Source organism: Priestia aryabhattai, from assembly GCF_023715685.1.
In the GTDB taxonomy this organism is placed as follows: Bacteria; Bacillota; Bacilli; order Bacillales; family Bacillaceae_H; genus Priestia; species Priestia aryabhattai_B.
This window is the reverse complement of record NZ_JAMBOQ010000002.1, coordinates 651,980-664,592: the sequence shown is the minus strand read 5'-3', so window position 1 is coordinate 664,592 and position 12,613 is coordinate 651,980. Positions and strand designations below refer to the sequence as shown.

Genomic DNA, 12,613 nt, shown 5'->3' with positions numbered 1-12,613 from the left:
CATCGCACTAAAACAAAAGTAAACTTTTAGTAAATATTAATTTTTATAAGAATTTGTTCGTTTTTGATATAAAACTGTTTGTTGGGGAAAATAAAAGAAGAAATACTGATAAGGAAAGAGAGAAAATATGATTAGCCAACATTCCTATTTTCAACAATGTCTGCCTGCCATTCAACAATTATATACTCATACAAATTTCACTAAAGAACAGCTGTTGCAAAAGGACTTTTTAATCCGGCAAGAAAATGAACTAAGCATGTACTACTCGCCTCATAACGACTACATAAATCCAGACGCTCATATCGTCATTGCCGGCATCACACCCGGCTGGTTTCAAATGAAAACAGCTTTTAAACAATGCACTTCCAGTCTGTCTCATCATCATTCACTTGAAGAAGTGCTGTATGAAACAAAAAAAGCCGCTAGCTTTAGCGGAACCATGAGAGCAAATTTAATAGCAATGTTAGATCGATGCGGGATTCAAAAAGCTGCAGGAATTAACAGTGCCGCTGAGTTATTTGCTTCACAGCGACATTTGCTGCATACAACGTCCGTATTAAAATATCCCGTGTTTTATAAAAGAAAAAACTATACCGGCCATCAGCCGCCAATTGAACGCTCAGCGCTTCTTTCTCACTATGCCTTTGAAGTGTTTCTACATGAATTGAACGAAATAAAGAATCCGTGCTTAATTGTTCCCCTAGGAAAAGCGGTGGAACAGGTCCTAAGAAAACTCTCACGTGAACCTTCGCTTTCTCGGCATACTTATTTATTTGGCTTTCCTCATCCGTCCGGAGCAAACGGACATCGAAAACGGATATTTGAAGAACATCTAAACGAATTTACGGAAATTGTGGAGAAGTGGGCTGCAAAAAGAAAGAGCTAAAAACGACTTTCAGCTCTTTCTTTTTATAACATCTCCTTCTCTTTCTTCTTTTTCTCGTTCATTTTGTTCTTCATGAAATTCTTCTTCTGTTTGTGCAGCAAGATAATCAAACGGCGTGTAGTAATTACGAGGAAGCTTTTGGTGCCAGACGTTTTTAACGATAATGATCATCAGCGGAATACTAACCATTAAAATAGCGACTAAAACTAGTAGCGAAAAAGCCATGGATTATTTCCTCCTAATTTAATACACTGCTTATTTTTAGTTATTGAACCTTCTCTGCTTAGCCAGAAGCTTGAATTTGGATCTTCTCGGCTAAAACGACAAAGCAGATTTCCTACATTCTTTCACTTAAATTCAATCTATATTTAACGTCATCAATATACGGGATTCATGGATGATAAAGCCCTTCCTTTCAAAGAAACATGCTGGCTTGCCTTGACCTCTTTCAGTAGACACATACGCTTCTTTCACTTCTCTTTGTACAAGTAATTCTGTGAGAAAAGTTAAAAGACTCGTTCCTATGCCAGCCTGCTGAATGTTGCTTAACACACAAATTTCATTTAAATAAAAAGTCTTATAGTTCGCCCATTGTTCTTCATTTCCTACTATAAAGCCTATTAATTTATTATTTTCACGATGAAAACAACCTATTCCTATGTATCCTGGAGTTTTACTTATATCATATAAACGGGCATAGGCAGTGTTCATACTCCAAGGCTCATTCCACGGTGTCTCACTAAAAACTTTTGTATAGATGCTTGCTGCTGCTTCTAATTCTTCATCTGTCAGTAAACGAACTTGACTTTTCATCATGTTTCTCCTTTTCCCATCTGCTCTTTTGAAACTCATTTATTACGTTCAACAGTTCCTTTAAATCCTCTATTACATATGAATCTGTAAAACTTCCGTCAAAGAAAGCGGCTTTTTTCCATATAGCATGCATGCCCGCACCTCGTGCGCCTAACACATCATTTTCTGGATGATCTCCGATGTATACACTTTCTTCAGCAGACACACCAAGCGATTTTAATGCTCGTAAAAAGATATCTTTATGCGGTTTTTTGATGCCTTCTTGTTCAGAAACAAGTATGGTATCGAAATAATGATCAATTCCAAGCGCTTTAATATTCATCCACTGAAAGTCTGTAAAACCATTTGTAATCATTCCTAGTAACAGCCCTTTTTTCTTTAGCTCTTTCAGTACATGCTCCATATGTAAAAATGGGACGCAGTGAGTTGGAAAATAGTGAAGGTAGTCATCTAGCATCCCTTCCCACGTTAAGCTTGGAATATCATATTCAGTCAAAAGCTGCTGATATACTTTATCTTTCCATACGTAACCTTTGTGATCTAACTCAATAAATCTAGATATGTACTCTTGCTTTGGTATGTGTGCTAGTTCTTTACTATATCGCTCATACTGGTTTTGAATAAAAAGTTTCAATGAACTGTCTCGATCTAATAATGTCCCATCTAAATCAAAAATGACGGCTTTAATCATGGTTTTCCTCCTTTATATATAAATCGATTTAACGATTGGTTAATTATAACATTTTCAGCTATAAAACTAATAAACTATCTTTAATTCTTCCCTGTACAAGAAAAAAGGTCTCTTCTAATGACAGAGACCTTTTAACATTTACTGAAGAAAATATTTAAAATCTAGAAATAAAAACTTTAACTCCCTTATTTTATTGCCAAACGTATAACTGACGCTACGTTTTTAGCAGTTCTTTCAATATTTTCATCGGCTTTTTCCAACGCTTCTGACAGAGTCACCGCTCCGGGCACGACGCTGAATAAAGCATGAATACCGTTTTCATACACAGCTTCGCTTCCCGCTCCAATGCTTCCCGCTATTGCTATAACGGGAACGCTATGCCTTTTCGCTGTTTTGGCTACGCCGATGGGTGTTTTTCCGTAAATGGTTTGACCATCTATTCTTCCTTCACCGGTAATGACAAGATCGGCATTCTCAATATAGCTTTCTAGCTGAGTTGCTTCAATGACAATGTCTACACCTGGTTTTAATTCAGCGGATAAAAATGCCAGCAAGCCGCCGCCAAGTCCTCCTGCCGCTCCAGCACCAGGAACGTTCTGAATATGAATATGCATTTCTTTTTGAATAACCGCCGCGTAATGAGCTAGATTACGGTCAAGCTGTTTAACCATATCAGGAGTTGCGCCTTTTTGAGGACCAAATACCGAAGATGCTCCGGTTTCACCCGTTAACGGATTGTCTACATCGCAGGCCACTTCTACTTTGACTCCAGCAAGCCGAGAATCCAAGTTTGTAAGATTAATAGAAGCTAATTGTTTTAAGCTGCCGCCTCCTTCTTTAATTTCTACTCCTTTAGCGTCAAGAAGTTTTGCGCCCAAAGCTTTTGCCATACCGGCTCCTCCATCATTTGTAGCACTTCCTCCAATGCCAATGATAATATGCTCCACTTTATGATCTAACGCTTTAATAATCAGCTCGCCGGTTCCTCGCGTTGTTGTTATAAGCGGATTGCGTTTATCCATAGGGACATGGTGAAGGCCTGAAGCGGCTGCCATTTCAATAACAGCTGTTTTGCCGTCTCCAAGAATTCCGTAAAAAGCTTCCACCGTTTCCCCTAACGGTCCGGTTACCCTCGTTTGTATTACCTCTCCACCCGTCGCGTCTACAAGCGACTGAACGGTTCCTTCCCCTCCGTCTGCCATAGGTACTTTACTAATCTCCGCGTCTGGAAAATGAGTTTTTATTCCTTTTTCCACGGCTTCACAAACGTTCAGAGCCGTTAAGCTCTCTTTAAATGAATCCGGTGCAATAACAATTTTCATAGGAACACTCCTTTTTGTTTTTACCCATATAGCTTTAATACACCAAATATAAGCGTGGATACAATCGCCATAATGAGTCCAATAAGCGATTCGTAAGGTATTAATTTCAAACGTTCTTTCATTTTCATGTTTACACTTCCGCCCGTTGCGTGGAAAAAGCTTCCGTGCGGGAGGTGATCAAGCACGGTCGATCCGGCATGAACCATAGCAGCTCCAGCTAGAGCAGAAACGCCTAGCTCTAAAATCGTCGATCCAAAAACTTGGCTTGCTACTGCTGTTCCTGCAGTTGTCGAAGCGGTTGCGGCCGACATAAAAATGCCTGAAACCGGAGCTAGAATATAAGCTGGTAATCCAATTGCAGACAAACCTTGAATAATAACATCTTTTAACTGAGAGTTAGCAATGATTCCTGCTAATGTCCCTGTTCCGAGAAGCATAATGGCTACGCCTGACATTTTCCCTAACCCCGAAATAGCGTATGTATTAAGTTGTTTTCCTTTTTTCATCACAATGGCACCAGCAATTCCTCCTGCAGGAAGCGCAACCATCGGATCGATATTAAGATCAAAAAGCGGTCGTAGCGCCAGCAGCACGATGGTAACAATTGGTGCTATGATGGCCGTTAAAAATAGTGGAAGGTCGCTTGCATTCATTGTATCTATTTCTTCAACTTGAACCATTGTTCCTTTTTTCACTAATCGTTTGGCTACTATATAAGTAGCCGCTACGCCAAATATAGCGGGAATAATTCCTGCAGCCATTACAGATGTAAGCGGAATATTAAATGCATCTGAAGCAGCAATAGCGTTAGGATTAGGAGACATTAAATTCCCTGCCTTTCCTCCTCCGATCATCGCTAATAAAATAGCGGGCTTTGACATACCCGTACGTTTAGCAATGGCTAAAGCAATAGGCGCCACTGTGATAACAGCAACATCAACAAACACCCCTACTGTCGTAAGAATAAGTGTGGCTAGCGCTAGAGCTAAAAGAGCTTTTGTTTCCCCTAGTTTTTTTACAATGGTTTCTGCTATAACCGCTGCAGCACCTGATTCTATTAATACCCCAGCCAATACCCCAGCTGCAAGAATCCGCAGCACTGCCGGAATGATGCCTTGCGCTCCTTCAATCATTAAATTAACGGTATCAGCAATATTAACTCCGCCAATCAATCCTCCAATTAAAGCTCCGGCTATCATTCCGTATGCTGGAGCCACTTTTTTTAAGATTAATATAATGGCAATCACTAATGCACAAATAGCGCCTAATGCGCTTACTTGAACGTCCATAAAGCATCCCCTTCCTTGTTTCTCCTATCCTTAACGTTCATTGTAAGCGCTATCTTTAATTCTTTCATTAGTCATTTCAACAGAAAAAGACCTTACTATCGCAAGATCTTTTATGCACGTGCACAATTATGAAATGGTTGATAGAAGCATCGCTACATACAGTTCGAGAAGTTCTTTTACTTTTCTTGGATCTTTTCCTGTAATGCTTTGAATTTTATCTAGGCGATAGCTCAGTGTATTTCGATGTATAAAAAGCTTTTTAGCTACCGTGCTTCCTTCGCCATTTTCTTCTATGTAGATCGTTAACGTTTCGATAAGTTCTTTTTTCTTGTCGTATTCCTTAAGCTTTTCATAATGATGCAACAGATCATGATTTTCTTGAAAACCGGCACGTTGACGTAACAGTACAGGAATTTGATAATCAGAATAGCAGTAGAAAGTAGCTTCTGGATGAAGCTTTGAACCGACGGCAAGCGTATCTTTCGCCTGCTGATACGATACATGAAGGCCCTTAAAGTCAGCTTGAACAGATCCTGCAGATAACTTATAGGGGAAATCGGACGCAAGAAGCTGTTTTTCCAGCTGTTCAGCATAGCTGCTAGCGCTACCGACTTCTAGAGATTTTAAGAGGACCACTCCGTCTGGAAGCATAGCATATAAGTCATTATTAGTTATATATTTCTTTACGAGCTTCATAACTTTATGGCGATTTTCAGCTGTAACAATGAGTGCCATTCTTGGAAGGTATAAGTTAATATCAAAGCGATTCGCTCGGTCAAAAAATAAGGAATCAAGCGGCTCTTCTTGTTGAAGAAGCTGATGAACCAGCTCTTCTTTTAATCGTTCATCCCATTGAATTTCCTCTAATAAAATCATTTCTTGAAAAATCATTTCAGCAGCCATACGCACGAGCTTTCCGTAATTCCGAATCTGTTCTGGTAGTCCTGTTAATCCCACTACTCCAACAATTTCTCCGTTGAATAAAATAGGCAAGTTTACGCCCGGTTTGGCTCCGCGCAGCGAGTCAGCCTGCTGCTGAGTAATTTCATATGGGCTGCCGTCTTTTAATACCATCAATGCTCCTTCATGAATATGATCGATCCGCTTTTTGTCACCCGAACCAATGATGACTCCTTTTTCGTTCATCACGTTAATGTTGCAATCAATAATCTCCATTGTTCTGCACACAATTTTTTGAGCTAATTCTTTTGTTACGTATCTCAACATTTCCCCACCCTTTGTCTCTATGAAGTAAAATCCCAATTTTTTTGTGAGAGCTGATTTGCATTCAATGAAAAATTTGCGATACTTCATTATAATATACGTAGAAGCAAAACCACATCTTTGAAACCGCCACCAAAACAGTACATATAGGAGGATGAAAGAATGACCATCTCAAAACTAGTTTTTACCCCTCTTAGCTATACAGGATGGGGATCACTTCAGCAACTGCTTCCGGAAGTAAAAAAATATCACCCTGCTCATATTTTAATCGTCACAGATCCCGTTTTAAAAGATATTGGACTTGTAGATAAAGTGAGTTCCCCCCTTATCAAAAATGGATACGAAGTAGATGTATATGCAGATACAGCACCAGAGCCGCCTTTAGCACTTGGTGAAAAACTCGTATCCTACGCAAAAAGCCGAAAATTTGATTTAGTCATTGGAGTTGGCGGCGGCAGCGCATTAGATTTAGCAAAACTTACGGCAGTTTTAGCCGTTCATGACGGAGCTGTAGAAGAATACTTGAACTTAACTGGCACGAAACAAATTACGAAAAAAGGTCTTCCGAAAATTTTAATTCCCACCACTTCCGGCACGGGTTCAGAAGTAACGAATATTTCTGTATTATCTCTTGAAAGCACCAAAGACGTTGTGACCCACGACTATTTGCTTGCGGACGCTGCGATTGTAGATCCCGAGCTTACGCTGAGCGTACCTCCTAAAGTAACGGCGGCTACAGGGGTTGATGCATTAACTCATGCCGTTGAATCTTATGTATCGGTGAATGCAAATCCAGCAACAGACGCCTTAGCGCTACAGGCCGTACGCATGATCAGCTCTTCTTTAAGAACAACTGTTGAAAATGGCCAAGATAAAGAAGCGCGAACTCAGATGAGCTACGGAAGCTATTTAGCAGGGCTTGCTTTTTTTAACGCAGGTGTAGCTGGTGTTCATGCGCTTGCTTATCCATTAGGCGGGCAGTTTCACATTTCTCACGGTGAATCAAACGCCGTATTGCTTCCATATGTTATGGGCTATATCCGCAGCAGCTGCGTGGCAAAAATGCGAGATATTTTTGAAGCACTAGGCGGAAACGCTAACTCTTTATCAGAAGAAGAAGCTTCTTATCAGTGTGTAAAACGACTGCAATCACTTGTCAAAGACGTCGGTATTCCTCAGGCCCTTCGCGGATTTGACATTCCAGAAAGTGCACTGCAAAAGCTGACCGAAGATGGCGTCCAGCAAAAACGCATTCTCGCTCGCAGTCCTTTGCCTCTTCATGAAAAAGACATACGAGCCATTTACCAATCAGCTTATGATGGAGCTATAGTAGAACCTCTGCACTAAAAAACTCCCCCTTACACAAGGGGGAGTTCTGTTTAAGCCGCTTTGGCCGTTGTACCAAAACGATTCTCTTTAGGGTCACTAGGCTGGCAGAATAAAATAATTAGCCAAATACTGCCAATGAGTGGAATCAATGTAATAAGCTGCCACCATCCGCTTTTTCCCGTATCGTGGAGTCTTCTTACTCCTACCGCTAACGAAGGGACTGCAACCAATAACGAATAGATAACCAGCAGAGAAAGAGGCTTATCAATAACGAACTGAATGAACGAAAGAATAAATGAAATAACAAAGTTAACTAACACAAACATCCAATATTCTGTTCGGCTCGCTCTTCCAGAAAACGTCCCGTAATTTTTTAATACCTTTATGTACCACTTCACTTATAATACCATCCTTTTTATCACATAATTGTAAATTTATAGTTTATATATCCTTTTTATTTAAAAAACAAACCGTTAAATGAACAAATAACGACATTTTTTACATAAAAGAAAAAAACTCCTTTTAAAAAAAGAAGTTTTTCTTCACACATTATGCTTTTTTTCTATTTAATTAAATCATTGCGGTCTTCCATACTTGGCGGTTCCTCAAGCCATCCGTTTTTGGCCATGATTTTTCCCCCGTCTTGCCCGTATGTTAAAATGTCTTTGGCCGTACTAACAAGTGTAAGAGGAAGATCTCCACGTAAACTAAACGCAGTGCCTAAAGCATTGCTTCCTAGCCCGAAACTGCAGAACAAACTCACGCAGTACATCATTAGTTTATCTGAAAAAGGTGCTACTTTTGACTCGGTCGCTTTCGCTCCCCACGTCGCAGGCGTCTGAATATCGCTTTGCAAAAGAATTTTGCTATAATCACTTACAATTTTCTTAGCCAGCTCTTTTCCTTTTACGAAATACTTCTTTACTTCAGGCTCACTTGCTACTTGAGCAAACCCTGTAATCATTTGCATACCAAGAACATTGCTTTCAATAGCGTAATAAATATGTGCTACTTCTACAGTATTTAATGCACGTTTACTCGAAAATAAATGGATTCCATTCATATAATCTGTGCCTTCAGCAAACTTAGCTGTTTTAGGTACTGAGACAGCAGGAGGTCTTGGAAGCACCTCTTTTTCTTGAAGATAATCTACACATTTGTCATATACGCCTTGCGTGAAAGCGGTAAGCTCTTTATATAAAAGGATCATGTCTTTTCTATAGGACATGGTTAAATGCAGCGTATGCAGCCCCTTCACTTTGTAAAATTGTTTTGATGTCTTCAATATAGTTCACCACTTGCATGTACTGCATGTACGTATCTTGCATAATTTCTTTTGCGCCGTCATCTTCTGCCTGTGCAATAAAATATTCCAAAATCCTTTGTGTCATTGTTTTTTACTGATAGGTCATCCAAAGAGTAGCAATTTCGCTTGAACTTAACGGTATTTCTTGACTCATACACTAAACCTCCTGCTAGGGCTACATACGTAGAGCTCTATTTATTCAAGAGTGGGTATCTGTACAAATGAAGACTATATTCTACTTTAACATTCGTTCATATAGTCAGATACAAAACTCTGTCGCTTCCTCAATTAATTCTGCTTCATTTACTATGCACAAACTGGAAGAATTCTATGTATTTGCCCTCGCTTTTAAATGAAGGAAACAAAAAAAGCCCCTTTCCATTAAAGGCGCTTTTTCGAAGAAAACGTTTTTATTCCATCGTATCAGGAATTCTTCTGTAGCTTCCGCATTTTTTTAGATATTGAATAATATCTTGATCTTTTACACGCTGAATAGCTGATCCGAACAGCTCTGCTGCTACCTGCATGCGTTCATGTTTATGTTCAATGGTCATAATATATCGAAGCGCATCCACAACCGGTGCATTGTGACGTGTACGACGAGTTATGTACTCGTGAATGGCTTCATTTAACTCTTCCGATTCCGCTTGTTGAAACTCAGGCTTTCTTACTGCTGGACTATATACCACTTTTTTGCCACTCCTTCTCCTCATTTTTAATAATTTTCTACTTTCTTTTATTTTCATTTCCCTAACAAAAAGGAAACAAAACATGCAATCTTACTTTTTTTATAAAAAAATAATTATTTTTCATACAGTTCTAACAGTCGTTTGTGTATCCAAATAGCGGCTTGCAAACCTTCTCCCATCGCTACCGTAACTTGTTCGGAGTGCGCCACAATGTCCCCTGCTGCCCACACGTTTGAAACATTCGTTTCTTTTGTACGCGGATTTACGATAATGTGCTGATTTTTCAGAAGTTCTATTCCGAGCTCATGCGCTAATTTCGTTCGAACTTTATTTCCTCCAAATGCTAAAAACCCTCTTTCTCCATAGACGACTTCATTATTTTGAAGGATTACTCCTTTTAATATTCCTGCCTCAGCTATGACTTTTTTAATTCTCTCTTCTCTATAGATAATTCCCTTTTTTATCAAGCTATTTGCTAAAGGTCCAATCTCTTTTTTGTCGTGATTAATATACGTAATGTCATTTGTCCAATATGTTAATACAAGAGATAAACTTGCTCCTGCTTTTCCGGATCCTAGTACTAATACCCTTCTATTATTTACTTCATACCCGTCGCAGTCCGGACATACATATACCGTTTTTCCCATGCAGGGATGTAGCTCTTGCTGAAGTTCAGGCGGAACCCGGTCCACTACTCCTGTTGCAAGCAGTAAAGTAGCTGCTTCGCAGGTATAAGAGTTGGTGATAATATGAAACCCCTCTGCTGTTTTTTGACACTGAATAACACGATCTTCTACAAATTGAATCCCGTAGCTTTTTGCTTGCTGCCTTCCCGTTTCTCTTAGAGTTTGTCCGCTTATTCCCTCAGGCCACCCCAATATATTTTGATAATTTTTGCAGAGATTGGAACGTCCATCGTTTGAATCAATAACCAATACATTGCGCTTATATCTTCCAAGCTGAATAGCGGCTTGAAGTCCTGCAATTCCTCCACCTATAATGACGCAATCATACTTGTCTGTCACAGCACATCACCTCAGCTCTTACTATTTTTTAAACGAAAGCTTCAGTTTTTCATTATCTGTTTTTCTATTATTTTTATACGCTTAATCGTCTTTATTTTTTTTTGAAGTCATTCTAAACACGAAAAAGCCGCCTCGGCAGCTGCACTGCCTAGAGACGACTTTTTATAACACAAGAAAAAATGATGCTACTCATTTTTCTCTCCTGCTTCTTTTTTGTTAATTTTAGTGATGAGCTCTTCTTCATATACTTCACTATCTTTCCCGTAACGTAGACGACTATGACAGTTTGGACATAGAGCTGCAGCGTCTTTTGGCTTAGCGAGTCCTCCCTCTGAAAGCTTTGAGAGATAGTACATTTGCAAAAAGGAGCTTCCATCTTTTGCGATAAATGGCGCGCTTTCTCCGCAGGCTTCACAGATACCTCCCGCGCGTTTGTGAACATATTGTTTAAGAGCTGCCGTTTGTTCATAAACATTGGTCTTTTTTTCTTTCCCTAACGCTATATGACGAAGTTGTTCAGTTGAATAAGCTGAAACATCCAGCTTTGCTGCTTTTTCCTCGATTACAGGATTTCGTTCAAGTTCAAAAATAATCGCTTCACGCAGCTCTCCATCTGAGTCCCACATAATTTCTAATTGATGATTGATATACGTCACTTCATCAATAAACTCGACTACTCCAGGCTCCACGTAGTGAAACAAATAAACGGCTTTTCCCGACTGAAAATGTTCACGGAGCGCTTTATTGCCTTTAATGAGCTGCATGGATCCTCTTTGACCTTCTCCAGTATAGAAAAAAGAGGTTTTATCTCTATTCCATCCGTGTCCTGTTCCGTATTCACTTCCGCTTTCTTTTGTAAAAATAAAAATATATGGAGACGCTTTTGGCGTTGATATTTCGCTTTGTTCTTGTCCTTTATAAAGCTTATGAATTTGTTTTCTGCGATAACGTTGTCCTTTTTGGAAGAAATCTCCGCGCTGTAAATCCGTAATCAATGAATTGCCTCCTACTGCGGTCCTGCTTTTATAGTACTTATAGCTCTACTATACACTAATTTTTGTTTTCTTTGCAGATCGTTTCTTCTATCTCTTGGATTTATATCATTCAAAAAAAGCAGCTGTATAAGCAGCTGCTTTTTAAGCCATAGTCAATTTTGCACCGTGTAGTCTTCTCCTAGCCATTTTGTGCTGAGTTTTTTTAACGTACCGTCTTTTTTTAGTTTTTTAATCGCTTGGTCGACTTCCGACTTTAACTTTTCGTCTTTTTTGTTAAACATAAAATACACTTTGGAATTAATCACAATATCTCCAACCGTTTTTTGCTGAAATTTCAGTGCTTGATTGCTAAAGTCGATGGAAAATGGTGTTGCAAGGGTAGCATCTGCTCGGCCTGTTTTTAATTGAGTTGTAGCATCATCCGCACCTTGACCGGCGTAAACTACATCGATTTTATTGCCGTGTTTTTGATTGTATTTGTCTAGATATACAGCCGCATTGCTTGTAGCTCCTACAATCATTTTTTTACCTTCTAAATCTTTTAATAAATGAATATCATTTCGATTTTTAGGAACCGTTACATAAAGCGGAGAATAATTATATGTTTCATCATTAAATAAAAATTTTTTCTTTCGTTCAGCGTTCTGAGCCATGTTATGAGCAATCATATCAATTTTATTACTTTCTAAGCTGAGAAGCAGGTTTGAAAATTCCATCGTTTTAAATTCAAATTTATAATTCTTTAACTCTTTGTCAATCGCTCTTACTACTTCTACATCATAGCCAGTCAGTTTACCTTTATCATCAATAAAGCAAATGTTAGGAAACTGAGTACCCGTCCCAACGACAATCGTTTGAACGTCTTTTTCTTTCTTTTCTCCTGCACTTGAAGATGCGTTTGTTCCGCAGCCTGCCACGCTCATAGCTACTACAATCGAAAGTAAAAACAGCCAATATTCTTTCATACGTTCCTCCCCTGAATCTATATGTTTGTAATAAAAAGAGGCTCTTGATAAAGCGTATGCTTCATCAAGAGCCTCTGGT

General features: G+C 39.2%; 13 protein-coding genes and 1 pseudogene. 2 read left to right on the top strand and 12 right to left on the bottom strand.

Translation table 11 applies throughout. From position 1 onward, the window contains the following. Positions 1-127 precede the first annotated feature (127 nt). Complete coding sequence (locus tag M3225_RS10315; RefSeq protein WP_251393164.1) at positions 128-886, top strand: uracil-DNA glycosylase family protein; 759 nt, start codon at positions 128-130, stop codon at positions 884-886. Between the two features lie 9 nt (positions 887-895). Here M3225_RS10315 and M3225_RS10310 read toward each other — a convergent pair whose 3' ends face one another. The 6 genes from M3225_RS10310 to M3225_RS10285 all read right to left on the bottom strand — a co-directional run bounded on the left by M3225_RS10310 (position 896) and on the right by M3225_RS10285 (position 6,228). Further along, positions 896-1,111, bottom strand: coding sequence for a DUF3951 domain-containing protein (locus M3225_RS10310; protein WP_251393163.1), 216 nt, complete (start codon positions 1,109-1,111; stop codon positions 896-898). Between the two features lie 132 nt (positions 1,112-1,243). Next, positions 1,244-1,699: a GNAT family N-acetyltransferase gene (locus M3225_RS10305; RefSeq protein WP_251393161.1), complete on the bottom strand. Its 456-nt coding sequence runs from the start codon at positions 1,697-1,699 to the stop codon at positions 1,244-1,246. Beyond that, positions 1,668-2,390 (bottom strand): HAD family hydrolase, encoded by a 723-nt coding sequence (locus M3225_RS10300; protein ID WP_251393159.1) that lies wholly within the window; start codon positions 2,388-2,390, stop codon positions 1,668-1,670. The genes M3225_RS10305 and M3225_RS10300 overlap by 32 nt, the downstream gene beginning before the upstream one ends. A 185-nt stretch (positions 2,391-2,575) precedes the next feature. After that, positions 2,576-3,712 (bottom strand): glycerate kinase, encoded by a 1,137-nt coding sequence (locus M3225_RS10295; RefSeq protein ID WP_251393158.1) that lies wholly within the window; start codon positions 3,710-3,712, stop codon positions 2,576-2,578. A 20-nt stretch (positions 3,713-3,732) separates the two neighbouring features. After that, the gene (locus tag M3225_RS10290; protein WP_251393157.1) at positions 3,733-5,001 is read right to left on the bottom strand and encodes a GntP family permease; all 1,269 of its coding nucleotides are present in this window, start codon (positions 4,999-5,001) and stop codon (positions 3,733-3,735) included. A gap of 126 nt (positions 5,002-5,127) precedes the next feature. Continuing rightward, entirely contained in the window at positions 5,128-6,228 is a 1,101-nt protein-coding gene (locus M3225_RS10285) for a sugar diacid recognition domain-containing protein (RefSeq protein ID WP_251393156.1), read from the bottom strand. Positions 6,229-6,387: 159 nt separating this feature from the next. Here M3225_RS10285 and M3225_RS10280 point away from each other — a divergent pair, with 159 nt between their 5' ends. Continuing rightward, complete coding sequence (locus M3225_RS10280; RefSeq protein WP_251393155.1) at positions 6,388-7,572, top strand: iron-containing alcohol dehydrogenase; 1,185 nt, start codon at positions 6,388-6,390, stop codon at positions 7,570-7,572. Positions 7,573-7,604: 32 nt separating this feature from the next. On the opposite strand, the gene M3225_RS10275 is transcribed toward M3225_RS10280, so the two are convergent. From M3225_RS10275 to M3225_RS10250, 6 genes and pseudogenes are all read right to left on the bottom strand, one after another. Continuing rightward, positions 7,605-7,952, bottom strand: a complete 348-nt coding sequence (locus M3225_RS10275; RefSeq protein ID WP_251393151.1) for a DUF805 domain-containing protein — start codon at positions 7,950-7,952, stop codon at positions 7,605-7,607. 164 nt (positions 7,953-8,116) lie between these two features. After that, a pseudogene (locus M3225_RS10270) lies at positions 8,117-9,014 on the bottom strand (DUF3231 family protein). A gap of 256 nt (positions 9,015-9,270) precedes the next feature. Beyond that, positions 9,271-9,549: a hypothetical protein gene (locus tag M3225_RS10265; RefSeq protein WP_251393149.1), complete on the bottom strand. Its 279-nt coding sequence runs from the start codon at positions 9,547-9,549 to the stop codon at positions 9,271-9,273. A gap of 113 nt (positions 9,550-9,662) precedes the next feature. Beyond that, entirely contained in the window at positions 9,663-10,574 is a 912-nt protein-coding gene (locus M3225_RS10260; protein ID WP_251393147.1) for an NAD(P)/FAD-dependent oxidoreductase, read from the bottom strand. A 185-nt stretch (positions 10,575-10,759) separates the two neighbouring features. Further along, positions 10,760-11,569, bottom strand: coding sequence for an HNH endonuclease (locus M3225_RS10255; RefSeq protein WP_251393146.1), 810 nt, complete (start codon positions 11,567-11,569; stop codon positions 10,760-10,762). 152 nt (positions 11,570-11,721) lie between these two features. Next, complete coding sequence (locus tag M3225_RS10250) at positions 11,722-12,534, bottom strand: amino acid ABC transporter substrate-binding protein (protein ID WP_251393145.1); 813 nt, start codon at positions 12,532-12,534, stop codon at positions 11,722-11,724. Positions 12,535-12,613: the final 79 nt, after the last annotated feature.